At 72.5% G+C, this 15,261-nt stretch carries 14 protein-coding genes; 11 read left to right on the top strand and 3 right to left on the bottom strand.

Going from position 1 to position 15,261, the window contains the following annotated elements; all coding sequences use genetic code 11:
• Positions 1-351 precede the first annotated feature (351 nt).
• From ACIOD2_RS17090 to ACIOD2_RS17050, 9 genes are all read left to right on the top strand, one after another.
• Positions 352-1,947 carry a hypothetical protein gene (locus ACIOD2_RS17090; protein WP_400538847.1) on the top strand — a complete coding sequence of 532 codons (1,596 nt, stop codon included), beginning with the start codon at positions 352-354 and terminating at the stop codon, positions 1,945-1,947.
• On the top strand, positions 1,944-2,288 hold the full coding sequence (locus ACIOD2_RS17085) for a hypothetical protein (RefSeq protein WP_400538845.1): 345 nt from the start codon (positions 1,944-1,946) through the stop codon (positions 2,286-2,288). Before ACIOD2_RS17090 ends, ACIOD2_RS17085 begins: the two co-directional genes overlap by 4 nt.
• Positions 2,289-2,406: 118 nt before the next feature.
• Positions 2,407-3,576, top strand: coding sequence for an ADP-forming succinate--CoA ligase subunit beta (sucC, locus tag ACIOD2_RS17080; RefSeq protein ID WP_400538843.1), 1,170 nt, complete (start codon positions 2,407-2,409; stop codon positions 3,574-3,576).
• A gap of 2 nt (positions 3,577-3,578) precedes the next feature.
• Positions 3,579-4,469, top strand: coding sequence for a succinate--CoA ligase subunit alpha (gene sucD / locus ACIOD2_RS17075; protein ID WP_323329617.1), 891 nt, complete (start codon positions 3,579-3,581; stop codon positions 4,467-4,469).
• A gap of 207 nt (positions 4,470-4,676) precedes the next feature.
• On the top strand, positions 4,677-5,465 hold the full coding sequence (locus tag ACIOD2_RS17070) for a DUF5336 domain-containing protein (RefSeq protein ID WP_400538841.1): 789 nt from the start codon (positions 4,677-4,679) through the stop codon (positions 5,463-5,465).
• A 147-nt stretch (positions 5,466-5,612) separates the two neighbouring features.
• Positions 5,613-7,112, top strand: a complete 1,500-nt coding sequence (locus ACIOD2_RS17065) for a DUF6350 family protein (RefSeq protein ID WP_400538839.1) — start codon at positions 5,613-5,615, stop codon at positions 7,110-7,112.
• A 79-nt stretch (positions 7,113-7,191) separates the two neighbouring features.
• Positions 7,192-7,809: a phosphoribosylglycinamide formyltransferase gene (purN, locus tag ACIOD2_RS17060; protein WP_323329620.1), complete on the top strand. Its 618-nt coding sequence runs from the start codon at positions 7,192-7,194 to the stop codon at positions 7,807-7,809.
• Positions 7,799-9,361, top strand: coding sequence for a bifunctional phosphoribosylaminoimidazolecarboxamide formyltransferase/IMP cyclohydrolase (gene purH / locus ACIOD2_RS17055; RefSeq protein WP_400538837.1), 1,563 nt, complete (start codon positions 7,799-7,801; stop codon positions 9,359-9,361). Before purN ends, purH begins: the two co-directional genes overlap by 11 nt.
• Positions 9,362-9,417: 56 nt before the next feature.
• A complete protein-coding gene (locus ACIOD2_RS17050) occupies positions 9,418-10,212 on the top strand; it encodes a hypothetical protein (protein ID WP_400538835.1) in 795 nt (264 codons plus the stop codon).
• A 3-nt stretch (positions 10,213-10,215) separates the two neighbouring features.
• Here ACIOD2_RS17050 and ACIOD2_RS17045 read toward each other — a convergent pair whose 3' ends face one another.
• From ACIOD2_RS17045 to ACIOD2_RS17035, 3 genes are read right to left on the bottom strand one after another with little or no spacing between them, the layout of a single operon-like run.
• Positions 10,216-10,722 (bottom strand): GNAT family N-acetyltransferase, encoded by a 507-nt coding sequence (locus ACIOD2_RS17045; protein ID WP_400538833.1) that lies wholly within the window; start codon positions 10,720-10,722, stop codon positions 10,216-10,218.
• Positions 10,719-11,480, bottom strand: coding sequence for a hypothetical protein (locus ACIOD2_RS17040; RefSeq protein ID WP_400538831.1), 762 nt, complete (start codon positions 11,478-11,480; stop codon positions 10,719-10,721). Before ACIOD2_RS17040 ends, ACIOD2_RS17045 begins: the two co-directional genes overlap by 4 nt.
• A 46-nt stretch (positions 11,481-11,526) precedes the next feature.
• Positions 11,527-12,015, bottom strand: a complete 489-nt coding sequence (locus ACIOD2_RS17035; protein ID WP_400538829.1) for a GNAT family N-acetyltransferase — start codon at positions 12,013-12,015, stop codon at positions 11,527-11,529.
• Between the two features lie 348 nt (positions 12,016-12,363).
• On the opposite strand from ACIOD2_RS17035, the gene ACIOD2_RS17030 reads away from it, so the two are divergent.
• On the top strand, positions 12,364-13,068 hold the full coding sequence (locus ACIOD2_RS17030) for a hypothetical protein (RefSeq protein WP_400538827.1): 705 nt from the start codon (positions 12,364-12,366) through the stop codon (positions 13,066-13,068).
• A 643-nt stretch (positions 13,069-13,711) separates the two neighbouring features.
• Positions 13,712-15,259, top strand: coding sequence for a DNA polymerase Y family protein (locus ACIOD2_RS17025; RefSeq protein WP_400540372.1), 1,548 nt, complete (start codon positions 13,712-13,714; stop codon positions 15,257-15,259).
• Positions 15,260-15,261: the final 2 nt, after the last annotated feature.

Here is a 15,261-nt window from a genome sequence, read left to right as displayed (position 1 = left end):
GCCACCGGATCCGCTGAGCCGGCCCGCGCCCAGGAACCCACCTCGGCGCCGAGCTCCGGCGAAAGTGCTGCGCCCACCGAGAAAGCCTCGCCCGCGCGATCTCAGGCGGAGGCAAGGCGTAGCGGCGCAGCCGCGAAGCCGGCGTCGAAATCCGCGGCCAAACAAACCACCAAACGACCGGTCGGCCCACCCCGGGAAGAACCCCCCATCTGGTCCGCCGACGATCACCTCCCCACCCCGCAGCTGACCGCGGCTCTCGCACTCCTCGCCCTCGGCGCCGTCGCCCTGACCGCCGCGGCCTTCGTTCCCGTGTCGCCCGCCGCGTCTCCGGGCTTCACCAGCTGGCCGTGGATGGCCGTTCTCGCGTTCGGGCCCGTCGTCGCCGCCATTGCCTTGCGTGGCAAGCCCGGTGTGGCCGCCGGTGTGGTGCTCGGGCTGGCCGCGCTGGCTCCCGGGCGGCTGGTGCTCGATCTGCAGTTCGCCGTCAACGGCCCGCTCACCATCCGGCCCGAGCTCTACCTGCCCGACCGGTTCCTGGGCGGCTCGGCCGTCGGTGCCGGCTTCTGGTTGCTCGTCGCCGGGAACGTGCTCACCGCGGGCGCCGGGGTGCTTGCCTGGCGGGCCGTCCGGGCCCGGGACGAAGAGCCCGAACGGCGCCGGTGGCGTCTGCTCGTGCCGCTGCTCGCCGTCGCCGCTTCCGTCGGGCTGCTGACCGCGCCTGTCCACTCGGACAACGGTTTCCTGCTCGCCCGCTCCGCTTTCGAAGGGCCGTGGCCCGCTCTCGGCGGCTACCTGCTGCTCGCCGCCGCGCTGCCGTTCGCCGCGGTGCTGGCGCTCGCCGCTCCTTCCGAACGCGTCGCCCGCGGGGCGCTCGGCGGGCTCGCCGCCGCCGGCTTCGGCGTCGCCTTGCCGCCTGTGGTGGCCGGACTTTCCCGGGACGATCTGCACGTCGCCTGGGGACCCGTCCTCGTGCTCCTCGCGATGGTGGCCGTCGCCGGGCTCGCGGGAACCCGGCTGACCGAAGCCTCGAAGGAAGACGCCGAGAACCTGGCCGGCGGGGCGAAACTCCCCGGCCTGTTCTGGTGGCGGCTGACGACCGGCGTGCTCGGGCTGGCCACCGCGCTGGCCGCGGTGATCGGCACCCTCGCGCCCCAAGTCGCCGTCACGGCGCTCAACCCGGCCGCCGCCGCGCCCGTCAGCGCGGCCGCCGAAAGCCCGGCCCGCTGGTTCCTGCTCGCCGCCGCGATCGTGGTGGCGGTCCTGAGCCTCGGCGTGCTCGTCACGCGGACGGCGCCGGTCGCGCGGTCGCTGCTCGGGCTCGCCTGGGCCGGGATCGTGCTGGCCGGCACGGCCGTGCTCAACACTGCGCTGACCGCCACCCAGGCCGGCAACCTCGCCGGGTTCGGCGGGGCCGACCCGAGCGGCGCCGCACCCGTGTTCACCTACGACCTCGGGGCCGGCGCCGCCTGGACGTTCGCCGCGCTCGTGCTGGCCGTCCTGGCCGCGCTTGCCGCCGTCGGGACGGGAGTCGTCGAACGCGAGGACGCCGGGGACGGCGCCCAGCCCAACGGTGGCGTGCTCACGCCCGTCGTGGCCGGGGCCGTGCTGGCCGTCGCCGCGTTCGGGCTGCCCGTCTTCACCGTGCCCGGCTACGTCGCGCCCGGCCTCTGGTCGAACTTCGACACGCCTTCGTGGGGCCTGCTCACGGCGGCCGCGGTGGTCGTCGGCGCGGCCGTGCTCGCCCTGCGGTCGCGGCCCAAACCCGCCGCGGCGCTGCTGGTCGGGGCCGCTCTGCTCGCCGTGCTGCACGCCGCCGAACTGCCGCTCGTCGGCGGCTCGCTCGGGGGCGCGAGCCCGGCGACCGGGTTCTGGGTCGCGCTCGCCGCGGCCGTCGCGCTGCTGGTCGCGGCGGCCATGTCGGCCGCGGGTGCCCGGCGGGAGGCGTGAGCCGGGCGATGCCGCGGGTGCTCGTCGTCGAGCTCGGCGGGCCCGACCCGCGGGCCGTCGCGCTGGGCCGCGTGCTGCGCGACGAAGGCATGGAGGTCGTCCACGCCGGCCCCGTCGACACCGACGAGCAGGTCCTCCGCATCGCCGAGCAGGAGGACCCGGACGCCGTCGGGGTGCTCGGCGGCGAGCTGCGAACAACCCTGAAAGATGTTCGCGTCTTCTGCCTCGGCGAGACGTCCGACCTGGCGAACGGCGTCTTCGAAACCCCCGGCGAAGTGGCGGAATGGTTGTCCGGTGGGCGGTCTCACACCTCGGGAACACCGTCTGACCGCGTACGGTGACCGACTTCACCAGGTGCGGAGTCCCCGCCGTTCGCGCAGGTCGCTAACCTCGACTGGTCCGACAGCGCGGTCCGGTCGCGGACCACCTGCAGTGGCGTGTCGTCAGGAGACTGGAGTAGTGGACCTCTACGAGTACCAGGCGAGGGATCTCTTCGCCGCCCACGGAGTACCGGTTCTGCCGGGCTCGGTGGCTAGCACCCCCGAAGAAGCCAAGGCCGCCGCGGAGCAGATCGGTAACCAGGTCGTCGTCAAGGCGCAGGTGAAGGTCGGCGGCCGTGGGAAGGCGGGCGGCGTCAAGCTGGCCCAGACGCCCGACGAGGCGAAGGAGAAGGCGGAAGCCATTCTCGGCCTCGACATCAAGGGTCACATCACGCGTCGCGTGCTGGTGGCCGAAGCCTCGGACATCTCGTCCGAGTACTACTTCTCCTTCCTGCTGGACCGGGCGAACCGCACCTTCCTGGCGATGGCCTCGTCCGAAGGCGGCATGGAGATCGAGCAGCTCGCGGTCGAGCGCCCCGAAGCGCTCGCCAAGATCCCCGTCGACTCGATCGCCGGCGTGGACAAGGCGAAGGCGCTCGAGATCCTGAAGGCCGGCAACTTCCCGGCCGACATCATCGACGAGGCCGCCGACGTCGTCGTGAAGCTCTGGGAGACCTTCGTCTCCGAGGACGCCACGCTGGTCGAGGTCAACCCGCTGGTCCGTGACCCGCAGGACAAGATCATCGCCCTCGACGGCAAGGTCACCCTCGACGAGAACGCGGACTTCCGCCAGCCGGGCCACGAGGCCCTGGTGGACAAGGAAGCGGAGAACCCGCTCGAGGCGAAGGCCAAGGCCAAGAACCTCAACTACGTCAAGCTCGACGGCCAGGTCGGCATCATCGGCAACGGCGCGGGCCTCGTCATGTCCACTTTGGACGTCGTGGCGTACGCGGGCGAGAAGCACGGCGGCGTGAAGCCGGCGAACTTCCTCGACATCGGCGGCGGCGCGTCGGCCGAGGTCATGGCGGCCGGTCTGGACGTCATCCTCAACGACACCGACGTGAAGAGCGTCTTCGTCAACGTCTTCGGCGGCATCACCGCCTGCGACGCGGTGGCGAACGGCATCGTCGAGGCCCTGAAGATCCTGGGCGACGAGGCCGCCAAGCCGCTGGTCGTCCGGCTGGACGGCAACAACGTCGTCGAGGGTCGCCAGATCCTGGCCGACGCGAACCACCCGCTGGTCACCGTGGTGGACACAATGGACAACGCGGCCGACAAGGCTGCCGAGCTCGCCGCGGCAGGTGCGTGAAGATGTCGATCTTCCTGAACGAGAACAGCAAGGTCATCGTCCAGGGGCTCACCGGCTCCGAGGGCATGAAGCACGCGACCAAGATGCTGAAGTCCGGCACGAACATCGTGGGTGGCGTCAACGCCCGCAAGGCCGGCCAGACCGTCACCATCGAGGGCAAGGACCTCAAGGTCTTCGGCACGGTCGAAGAGGCCATCAAGGAGACCGGCGCCGACGTGTCGGTCATCTTCGTGCCGCCGAAGTTCGCGAAGGACGCGGTCGTCGAGGCGATCGACGCCGAGATCCCGCTGGCCGTCGTCATCACCGAGGGCATCCCGGTGCACGACTCGGCCTACTTCTGGGCGCACGCGGTCGCGAAGGGCGGCACGACCCGGATCATCGGGCCGAACTGCCCCGGCGTGATCAGCCCCGGCAAGTCGAACGCCGGCATCATCCCGGCCGACATCTCCGGCCCGGGCCAGATCGGCCTCGTGTCGAAGTCCGGCACGCTGACCTACCAGATGATGTACGAGCTGCGGGACATCGGCTTCTCCACCGCGGTCGGCATCGGCGGTGACCCCATCATCGGCACCACGCACATCGACGCCCTCGAGGCGTTCGAGGCGGACCCCGAGACCAAGGTCATCGTGATGATCGGCGAGATCGGTGGCGACGCCGAAGAGCGCGCCGCGGCCTACATCAAGGAGAACGTGACGAAGCCGGTCGTGGGTTACGTCGCGGGCTTCACCGCGCCCGAGGGCAAGACCATGGGCCACGCGGGCGCCATCGTCTCCGGTTCCTCCGGCACGGCCGCCGCCAAGAAGGAGGCCCTCGAGGCCGCCGGCGTCAAGGTCGGGAAGACCCCGAGCGAGACCGCCGTCCTGGCGCGTGAGCTGTACAACAGCCTCGGCTGATTTCGGTAAGTAACCGCTGGTCGAGCCGGGCACCCACGAGGTGCCCGGCTCTTCCGCGTTCCGGGACGAAACCTGTCGAGGTATTCACGCGTCTGATGGGCTGGCGGCCGTTCAGTGCGCTAGCGTTCTGCGCACGCAAGCCGCCTCGTCTTCCCCGGGTGCCCTCGTGCCCCGGAGTGCCGGTCGAACCGACAGGAGTGCTTCCCGATGACCTTCCCCAGCGGCGGGCCCGGCTACCCCCAGCAGGGTGGCGGCCAGCAGCCCCCCGGACCCCCGCCATCCGGCGGTTTCCCGCAGCAGCAGCACCAGCCGCCGCACTCGCACCAGGCGTCCGCGGGGCCCGCGAACCTGACGCAGAACCTGCCTCTCCTGCTCGCGCTGGTCGTCGCGGTCTTCGGCCTGGTGCAGTACTTCCTCGGCTTCTCCGACAACGCCGCCGTCGGCTCGGCCACGACCTTCTTCCTGGTCGCGGCCCTGCTCGCCGGGATCCACGTGCTGCCGAAGGGCCCGAAGACGCTGCCGTTCGCCGCGCTCTTCAGCGTGCTCGGCGCCCTCGAAGCGCTCGATTCGCTGGTCTCGCTGCCCACCACCCCGGGCATCGTCACGGTCATCCTGATCCTCGGCATCCTGCAGATGCTGGTCGCGGTCGGCGCGGTGCTCATCGAGTACGACGTCGTCAAGCCGCCGGCCCCGAAGGCCGCCGCACCGTCCTACGGCGGGCAGTACGGCCAGTCCGGTCAATCGGGTCAGCCTGGCCAGCAGCAGTACGGCCAGCAGGGCGGGCCGCAGTTCGGCCAGCAGCAGCCGGGGCAGGCGGGCGCGCCGGGTGAGCCGTTCCCCCAGCCGGGCCAGTACGGCTCGCCGAACCCGCCGTCGACCACACCGCCGCCGGGGCAGCAGGCCACGACGTACGCGCCGATGCAGGGCCAGTTCTTCCATCAGCCGCCGTCGGACAACCCGGGCACGCCGCCCGGTGGCTTCGGCAAGCAGAGCTGACGCAAGCCGCTCGAAAACACCCGCTGTGACGCTCCGTGTCACAGCGGGTGTTTTGCACTCCGGGGGTTACCCGACCGGGTGGGTTAGTTTCCCCACGCAGGCCGGAGGCGGCGTGGCTCACCCGTACGGACCAGCCCGGATGTCAGGGTGCGGATCATGGACCTGCTCACCCGCGACCCCCGCGAAGAGCCGGTGAGCGACCTCGAACCCGACCTCGAACCGACCGGCGCGGCGCGGGTGCGGGTGTTGCTCGCGGCGGCGCTCGGCCCGCTGGTCACCGGTTACGCCGTTGTCGCCACCGTGCTGACCCTGGTCACGCTCACCGCCGAACGCACCGTCTTCTCCGGCTTCGGCGTGCTCCTGGCCGCGGGGCCGGGCTGGCTCGCCGCGCACCAGGTGCGCCTCGGGATCGGCGGGCACCCGCTCGGCCTGCTGCCGCTGCTGCCGACGCTGGGCGCGGTCGCGCTGGCCGCGCGGACGGCCTCCGGCGCCGCCCAGCGGCTCGGCTGCCGGTCGCCGCGCGAGGCTTTGCCGGTGTTCGTGGCGATCACCGGCGCGCACGCGGTGTTCGGGCTCGTCATCGCGCTCTGCGCGCAGGGTTCGCCGGTGACGGCGAACCCGCTGCTCGCCTGCGCGGTGCCCGGGCTGCTCGCCGCCGTGGCGTCGGCCGTGGGCATCGTGTGGTCCTGCGGCCTGCCGGACGTCGTCGCCGAGCGGCTCGACCCGCTGGCCCTGCGCGGGCTCCGGGCGGGCGCGCTGGGGCTCGCGGCGCTGGTGGCCTGCGGGGCCGCCGTGTTCACCGTGGCGACCGCGGTGTCCTGGTCGACCGTGGCCGACATGTACGAGCCGGGTTTCGGCAGCAGCTTCGGGCTCTTCCTGCTGTCCCTGATGTACCTGCCGAACGCCGTGACGGCGTCGCTGTCGTTCGTCACCGGTCCCGGGTTCTCGATCGGCCCGCTGAACGTCGGGATGTTCGGTTACCACGGCGGCACCGTCCCCGGCGTCCCGATCCTCGGCGGGCTGCCGGAGCACTCGAGCGCCTGGTGGCCGGCCCTGCTGGTGCTGCCGGCCGCGACCGGCGTGCTGGTCGGCTGGTCGCTGCGCAAGGTCGACGCCGACCCGGCCCAGCGCATCCGCACGGTCGCGGTGGCCGGCGCGGTGGTCGCGCTCGGCTGCGTCGTGCTGGGGACGCTGTCCGGCGGACGGCTCGGTGACGGCCCGTTCGACCCGGTGAGCGTGCCCGTCGGGGTCGCCTCGGTGGTCGGGTTCTGCTGGATCGTCATCCCGGGCGCGTTCACGGCGTTCTTCGCGGGTGAGCACGAGCCGCCCGCACCGCCCGAAGCGCTTGAAGACAACGAAGCCTTCGAGGACGCCGAAGACGTCGACGCCGACGAAGCAGCCGAAGCGCTGGAGGAACTCGAAGAGTCCGAAGAGGACGACGACGCTGTCGACGACGAAGCTGCCTTCAACGACGAAGACGCCGAGTTCGACGCCGAGGCGGACGCCGAACTCGGCCTCGAAGACCCGGCCGAAGACGCCCCGGAAGACGCCCCGGAAGACCCCGAAGACGCTCCGGAGCCCGGCGAGGCTGTGACCGGAGGCACCGAGACCTGCGGCGACGTCGAGCCGGGCGAGGCCGACCGTTAGGGTTGACGCGACCTGGTGAAGCGCCGTGCGCCCTGGCTGCGCACCGCCGGCGGCTAAGGAGCCTGCTCTGTCTCAACGGTTGGAGCTGCCCACTCCGGTGAAGCTCGTCGTGCTCGCGTCGGGTTCCGGCACCCTCCTGCAGGCGTTGCTGGACGCCACCGGACGGTCCGGCTTCCCGGCCAAGGTCGTCGCCGTCGGCGCCGACCGCACCGGCATCGAGGCGCTGACCCGCGCCGAACGGCTGAGCATCCCGTCGTTCACGGTCCGCGTCGCCGACCACCCCGACCGCGCCGCCTGGGACAAGGCGCTGGCCGAGGCCGTCGGCGCCTACCAGCCCGACCTGGTCGTCTCGGCCGGGTTCATGAAGATCCTCGGTGGCGAGTTCCTCGGCCGGTTCACGGTGGTCAACACGCACCCGGCGCTGCTCCCGTCGTTCCCGGGGATGCACGCGGTCCGCGACGCGCTGGAAGCCGGCGTGAAGGTCTCCGGCTCGACCGTGCACTTCGCGGACGCCGGGGTCGACACCGGGCCGATCATCGCCCAGGAGGCCGTCGTCGTGGAGTACGACGACACCGAAGACGTCCTGCACGAACGGATCAAGGCCGTCGAACGCAGGCTGCTGGTGGAAACGATCGAGCGACTCGGCCGCGGTGGCTGCACCGTGGACGGACGAAAGGTGACATTTCGTGAGCACTGACCTGGGACGGCGCCCGGTCCGCCGGGCGCTGATCGGCGTCTCGGACAAGGCGGGCCTCCTGGACCTGGCGACGGGCCTGCACGCGGCCGGCGTCGAGATCGTGTCCACCGGCGGCACGGCGAAGGTCATCGCCGACGCGGGCGTCCCGGTCACCCCGGTCGAGCAGGTCACCGGGTTCCCGGAGTCGCTGGACGGCCGGGTCAAGACGCTGCACCCGCGGGTGCACGCCGGGCTGCTCGCCGACCAGGGCAACCCCGACCACGTCGAGCAGCTGCGCAAGCTGGACATCGCGGCGTTCGACCTGCTCGTCGTGAACCTCTACCCGTTCACGCAGACCGTCGCCTCCGGCGCGAGCCCCGAGGACTGCGTCGAGAACATCGACATCGGCGGCCCGGCCATGGTTCGCGGCGCCGCGAAGAACCACGGCAGCGTCGCGGTCGTCGTCGACCCGGCCCGCTACGGCTGGGTCCTGGAGCGCGTCGCCGACGGTGGTTTCGACCTCGACGACCGCAAGCGGCTCGCGGCCCAGGCGTACGCGCACACGGCGTCCTACGACATCGCCGTCGCGTCGTGGTTCGCCAACGTCTACGCGCCCGCGGACGACTCCGGCTTCCCCGAGTTCTCCGGCATCAGCTGGGAACGCGGCGAGGTGCTGCGCTACGGCGAGAACCCGCACCAGAAGGCCGCGCTGTACCGGGGCCACCGGGCCGGCCTGGCCCACGCCGAGCAGCTGCACGGCAAGGCCATGTCCTACAACAACTACGTCGACACCGACGCCGCGCGCCGGGCCGCGTTCGACTTCGCCGAGCCCGCCGTCGCGATCATCAAGCACGCCAACCCGTGCGGCATCGCGGTCGGCACCGACGTCGCCGAGGCGCACCGCAAGGCGCACGCGTGCGACCCGGTTTCGGCCTACGGCGGCGTCATCGCGACGAACCGGCCGGTCAGCCGCGAGGCCGCGGAGCAGATCGCCGAGGTCTTCACCGAGGTCGTGCTCGCGCCGGACTTCGACGCCGAAGCGCTGGAGATCCTGCAGCGCAAGAAGAACATCCGGCTGCTCAAGCTGCCGGAGATCGCGCACCCGGCCCCGATCGAGTTCCGCCAGATCTCCGGTGGTGTGCTCGTGCAGACCGTCGACGCGATCGACGCGCCGGGCGACGACCCGGCGTCCTGGACGCTGGCCACCGGCACCCCGGCCGACGAGCAGACCCTGCGTGACCTCGAGTTCGCGTGGCGCTCGCTGCGCTCGGTGAAGTCGAACGCGATCCTGCTGGCCGCCGACGGCGCGACCGTCGGCGTCGGCATGGGCCAGGTCAACCGCGTCGACTCGTCGCGGCTCGCGGTTTCGCGCGCGGGTGACCGGGCCAAGGGCTCGGTCGGCGCGTCGGACGCGTTCTTCCCGTTCCCGGACGGCCTGGAAGTGCTGGTCGAAGCGGGTGTCCGCGCGGTCGTGCAGCCCGGCGGCTCGGTCCGTGACCCCGAGGTCATCGCGGCCGCGGAGAAGGCGGGGGTCACCATGTACCTCACCGGTACGCGGCACTTCGCGCACTGATCCACCCGCCGCCGGCGTCTCGGCGCCGGCGGCGGGGCTTCGAGAGGGAGGGCTCGATGCAGCAACCGCCGCCGTTCGGCCAGGGACAGCCGGGGTACGGGCAGCAAGGGCCGCCGCCCGGTTACGGCCGGCAGCCCGGCTATCCGCAGCAGGGGTATCCCCAGCAGTCGGGTCAGGTGCCGCCCGGGTATCCGCCGCAGCAGGGCTACCCGCCGCCCGGGTACGGCGCTCCGGTGCAGCCGCCCAAGAAAAAGAAGACCGGGCTGATCCTCGGCATCGTCGGTGCGGTCGTCGTGCTGCTCGGCGCCGGCATCCCGCTCGGCATCTTCGCGGGCGACTACTACGCGAGCACCGGCGCGGCCCCGTCGTCGTCGCCGGTGCCCGGCGAATGCCAGATCCCGGCGCCGGTGCTGGAGAAGGCCGGGTTCCCGAGCTTCAGCCGCACCAACGACGGCGGCGGCGCGGACGTGCCGGGCCTGAAGCAGATCGGCTGCGCCTTCAAGCCCGGACCGGACGAGAACGTCCGTGACGCCACCATGAACATCCGGGTCGTCGAGTACTCCGGCGAAGGCGCCGCGCAGCAGGCGAAGAACGGCTTCATGCCGACCAAACCGGAGGTGGCGCCGACCGAGGTGCGCGGCCTCGGTGACAAGGCGGCGCTGGTCCGCCTGATCACCCAGAGCGCGTTCAGCGGCGCCGAACTGAACGTGCTCAAGGGCACGAACGTCTTCACGGTCGAGATTTCCGGCTGGGACAAGGGGTTCTTCTCGAACTCGCCGATGCCCCAGCAGGAGGTGGACGACGCCGTGAAGGCCGTCGGCGCCGAGATCGTGAAGCGGCTGCCGCGCTAGCGTCTAGGGGCGGAAGAGCGCGTAGATCACTTCGTCGCGCCAGCTCCCGTTGCGCCAGGTGACCTGGCGCATCACGCCTTCGCAGTGGAACCCCGCGCGCTCCAGCGTCTTCTGCTCGGCGACGTTCTCGCCGTCGGTGAAGGCTTCGAGCCGGTGCGCGCGGGTGACGGTGAACAGGTGCGCGACGAGCAGCCGGTGTGCGGCGAGCCCCGTGCCGCGGCCGCGGTGCTCCGGCAGGAGCGTCAAGCCGATCTCGAAACAGCCGCCCGCGGGGCCGCCGCGGTCGGCCGCCTCCCAGCTCGCCATCCCCGCGACGGCGTCGTCCGCCACCACGGCCAGTGCGGTGTCCCGGGTGCCGAGGAAACCGTCCTCGGCCCAGCGACGGCGGCGAGCCCGCGGATCGGCGAACCCGGCCCACTGGTGGACGCCGAGCACCGCCGGCTCGGTCGCGAACCGGTCCAGGACGGGCAGGTCCTCTTCGCGGAAGGGCCGCAGGACGACGTCGATCACGCGGGTGCCGGCAGCGTCTTGCAGAGCGCCGTCGGGAACTTCGGGTCGGCCGCCCGGATCTCCGCGCAGCCCGCGGTCTTGGCCTGCGCGAACGACGTCCACCCGGCGTCGCTCCAGCGGAAGGCCGTGCGGGACGGCGGTTCGGCCTGGTGTGCCGGCAGGTCGAGAAGCAGCCAGTTCGCGTCGCAGACGCGGGTGGTGCCGCTGCTCTCGGCGCCGGTCGCGGACACCGCCGCGCCGATCCAGGCGGGGTCGCAGTGGTCGGCGGGCGGCGCGCAGGTGCCCTGCGGCGCGCAGTGGCCCCAGCCGGCGCCGAGCTTGTGCCAGGAGTTGCCGTTGTCGGCGTTGAGGATCACCGTCCGGTCCGCGATCGGGCCGGACGTGGTCAGCCGCAGCTCGGCGGGCACCTTGGCCTCGCAGCCGCCCGCCGCGGGCCGCGTCGAGTAGAAGACGTCGGCACGGATGTCGGTCTTCGCCTCGACGACCTGCTCGATCCGCGGGTCCTGGACGCAGCCGGGGTCCTTGCCGGGCAGGGCGACCTGCACGAACAGGCTGAACAGGTCGGGGCCGGGGCGGATCCCGGTGACTTCGGCGCGGAAGGTGCGCCACTCCGCGCCCACGGTCGTCGGACCCGGGGCCGCGGCCTTCGCGCCGGGCAGCCCGCCGCTCCCGCTCGTGAGCACGACGGCGAGCACCGCGCCGGCCACGACCAGCACTCCGGCGGCCCACAGGATCGGCCGTCCGCGTCCGTTCGCCATCGTCACCCCCAGAAGTCCACCGGGGAATCTAGCCGACCCCGCAGCGTCAAGCGGGCGGACCGAACATTTCGCGCTGTGTGACGTCCTTCTCGAGGTGAACGGCGCCCCGGATGTGCCCCGGCGCGTCCGGGAGGTCGGTGAGCCGGTAGCCCGCGCGCTGGTACATCGTGATGTTGCGGGTGCTGCGAGCGCCGGTGAACAGGACGAACCGGCGCGCTTCGGCGGGCGCCTGCGCTTCGGCGTGCGCGAGCAGCCGGCGGCCCAGCCCGCGGCCGGCGAAGTCGGGCGCGACCATCAGCCTGCCGAGCTCCCAGCGGTCGCCGTCGAGCCGGGCGCGGACGGCGCCGACCAGCCGGTGCCCGTCCCGCAGCGTCCAGACCGACCAGGTCTTCGTCCAGTCGCGCAGGTCTTCGAGGGTCTCGTGCAGCGCGGGGATGTCGAGGGTGTCGTTGAGGATCGCCTCCTGCACCCAGCAGCAGCGCTGCAGGACCAGCAGTTCGGGGCAGTCTTCGGGCCGTGCGGCTTCGATCTCCACACATGTCTGTCTAATGAGGTCCTTGGTGCGCGGGCAAGTTGATAACGGCGGCGGGGTGACTCCCGGCCCGCCTCGACGTCCCCGGGCGCTGCCGGCCGCGCCGACGTCACCCTGACCGGCTGGGCCGGATTGCGGGCTTCGTTCGATCGTCGGGCCGTCCTGGCTTTCCAGACGTCGTACCCACTTCCGGGTGACTTGACAGGGTTGGCGGTTCGCGGTTGACTGAAGACGTCGAACAGGTGTTCGACGTGGATCCGCCGCCTTCCCCGCGGCGTACCAGAGGTGCCGGTCGTGTTTTGGGAGAGGCGCGGCCGTCTTCTCCGGTCCGTTGGTGGGGAGGTGCGTGCGGTGACCGCTGTGGTGGAGCCGCCGGTGGCCCGGCTGGCGGCCCTGCCCGGGGTCAGCACGGCGAGCAGGGTCGCGGCTCAGGCCGACCAGGCGCGGGTGACGGGAAGGGTGCTCCCGGTCGCCCCGGCGCTGGCCGGGCTGCTGCCCGGTGCCGGGCTCCGGCGCGGAACCACGGTGGCGGTCCACGGGTCGAGTTCCCTGCTGCTCGCCCTGCTGGCCGAAGCCACCGCCGCCGGGTCGTGGGCGGCGGTGGTCGGCCTGCCCTCACTCGGGCTGGCGGCCGCGGCCGAGTACGGCGTGGACATCGCCCGCCTGGCGCTGGTCCCACGCCCGGGCGCGGACCTCCCGGCGGTGCTGGCGGCCCTGCTCGACGGTGTGGACCTGGTGGTCACCTCGACGTCGACGATCCAGCCGGCGGTAGCCCGTCGCCTGTCAGCCCGTGCCCGCCACCGAGGCGCGGTCCTGCTGGCGTTCGGCGCCTGGCCGGCCGCGGACGTCGAGCTGTCCTGCCGCCTCGAACCCTGGTCCGGCCTGGAAGACGGCTACGGCCACCTCCGCCAACGCCGGGCGCTGGTCCGGGCGCGAGGCCGCGGCGCGGCGGCCCGCCCGGTCTCGGCGCAGCTGTGGCTCCCGGCTCGCGACGGCTCGCTCCGCTCCGCCGCTCACCTCGCCCCGGCCCCCTCGCTCCGCGAGGAGACAGCATGACCCCACCCCGGACGCCCCCGCCCCCACTGCCCCGACCGCCTGGGCACGCGGTCCGACCCTCCAGGCACGCGTGTCGTCCATCCAGGTACGTGTGTCGTCCGGCTGAGTACGCGAGTTGTCCATCCAGGTACGCGAGTCGCCCGGCTGAGTACGCGAGCTGCCCGCCCGTGCACGCGAACCCGCTGCCCGCGTGCGGGAGCCGACCGTCCAAGCCGGCGAGTCGACTCTCCAGTCACGCGAGTCGACTCTCCAGTCACGTGTGTCGACCTTCCGATCACGTGTGTCGGCTCTCCGATCACGTGTGTCGGCTCTCCGATCACGGGTGTCGGCTCTCCAATCACGCGAGTCGACTCTCCGATCACGGGTGTCGGCTCTCCGATCACGTGTGTCGGCTCTCCGATCACGGGTGTCGGCTCTCCAAACACGTGTGTCGACCTTCCGATCACGTGTGTCGACCCTTCAATCACGTGTGTCGGCTCCCTAAGCACGGGAGTCGACCCGCTGAACACATGGCGGCTGGTCGAGCCCAGCTGCCGGTGGCGTCGACCGCTGGATCGCCGCAAGGCGGCGCCACCCGAGCTCGGCCGGGGGAGCGCACATGACCGTCCCCAGCCAACGCGGTTCCTCCGATCTCCCCACCCGGATGCTCGTCCTGTGGTGCCCCGACTGGCCTGCCGTCGCGGCCGCGGCTGTCGGTGGTGTTGCCGTCACCCGGCCCGCTGCCGTGTTCAGTGCCAACCGGGTTGTCGCCGGCAATGCCGTCGCACGGCGGGATGGTGTGCGACGGGGGATGCGGCGGCGGGAAGCCCAGTCGTTGTGTCCGGAGCTGGCCGTCTTCGGGGCCGATGACGGTCGCGACGCGCGGTTGTTCGAGGCCGTCGCGCGGGCCGTCGAGGGGCTGGTTGTCGGGGTAGAGGTTGTGCGGCCCGGTCTCGTCGCCGTTCCGGTGGCCGGGGCCGCCACCTACTTCGGTGGGGAACACGCTCTCGTCGAACGGCTTGTCGACGAGGTGTCGGCCGCCGCGGGCGTGGAGTGTCAGGTCGGTGTCGCCGAAGGGCTCTTCGCCGCGACGCTCGCCGCTCGGCGGGGTGAGTTCGTCGAACCCGGGCGGGTTGCCGAGTTTCTCGCGCCCCTGCCCATCACCGAGCTCGACGACCGCGCGGAGCTGGTCGACCTGTTGCGACGCCTGGGGTTGCGCACACTCGGCGCCTTCGCCGCCCTGCCGGAACGCGACGTCGTCAACCGGTTCGGTGCGGACGGGCTGCTCGCTCACCGGCTGGCGCGGGGACGCTCCGAACGTCCGCCGCTGCGCCGCCGTCCGCCGCCGGAGCTGACGCTCACCGAGGAGTTCGACCCCGTCATCGAGCGGGTGGACGTCGCGACGTTCCTCGCCCAAGGCCTCGCGACGCGCTTCTGCGCCGGCCTCGCCGGCCACGGCCTGGCCTGCACCCGGCTCGGCATCTACGCCGTCACCGAGGACGGCGAACAGCTCGGCCGGGTCTGGCGGTGCGCCGAACCGCTGACGCCCGCCGGAGTCGCCGACCGCGTCCGCTGGCAGTTCGAGGGCTGGCTGCGTGCCGCGCCCGGGCGGCGGCCGACGTCCGGGGTGACGCGGCTGCGGCTGGAACCCGAGGAGACCGTCGAAGGCCGGTCGCTGCAGCTCGAACTGGGCGGCGAAGGGAGCCTGGAGGAGGACAACGAACGCGCCGCGCGGGCGTTCGTGCGGGTCCAGGGCCTGCTGGGGCCCGAAGGCGTGCTCACCCCGCTGCTCGACGGCGGCCGCGACCCGGCCGCCCGGATCCGGCTGGTGCCGTGGGGCGACCCGCGCGATCGCACGACGCCGGCGGACGCCACCTGGCCGGGACGCCTTCCGGCGCCTTCGCCGGCGACGGTTCTCGACCGTCCGGTGCCCGCCCAGGTCTTCGACGCCGACGGCCGCACCGTCGGGATCACCGCCCGCGAGTGGGTGACCGCAGCGCCGCGGCGGCTGAGCGTCGCGGGTGGGACGCAGCGGGACGTCGTGGGCTGGGCGGGCCCGTGGCCGCTAGCGGGCGACCGGCGGCGGCCGGGGCCACAGCGCGCGCGGCTCCAGCTGCTGCTGGCGAGCGACGACGAGCCACCCGAAGCGGTGCTGGTGCACTGCGCCGGCACGGAAAATCCTTTGTGGACGGTTGAGGGAGTGTACGACTGAGC

Source organism: Amycolatopsis sp. NPDC088138, from assembly GCF_044741685.1.
Lineage (GTDB): Bacteria > Actinomycetota > Actinomycetes > Mycobacteriales > Pseudonocardiaceae > Amycolatopsis.
This window is presented reverse-complemented; position numbering and strand designations above follow the sequence as displayed.

Bases quoted from the DNA above. Each gene is read 5' to 3' on its own strand.
- sucD (WP_323329617.1), top strand. From the start codon at position 3,579: ATGTCGATCTTCCTGAACGAGAACAGCAAGGTCATCGTCCAGGGGCTC.
- ACIOD2_RS17070 (WP_400538841.1), top strand. From the start codon at position 4,677: ATGACCTTCCCCAGCGGCGGGCCCGGCTACCCCCAGCAGGGTGGCGGC.
- ACIOD2_RS17090 (WP_400538847.1), top strand. From the start codon at position 352: ATGGCCGTTCTCGCGTTCGGGCCCGTCGTCGCCGCCATTGCCTTGCGT.
- ACIOD2_RS17050 (WP_400538835.1), top strand. From the start codon at position 9,418: ATGCAGCAACCGCCGCCGTTCGGCCAGGGACAGCCGGGGTACGGGCAG.
- ACIOD2_RS17025 (WP_400540372.1), top strand. From the start codon at position 13,712: ATGCTCGTCCTGTGGTGCCCCGACTGGCCTGCCGTCGCGGCCGCGGCT.
- ACIOD2_RS17040 (WP_400538831.1), bottom strand. From the start codon at position 11,480: ATGGCGAACGGACGCGGACGGCCGATCCTGTGGGCCGCCGGAGTGCTG.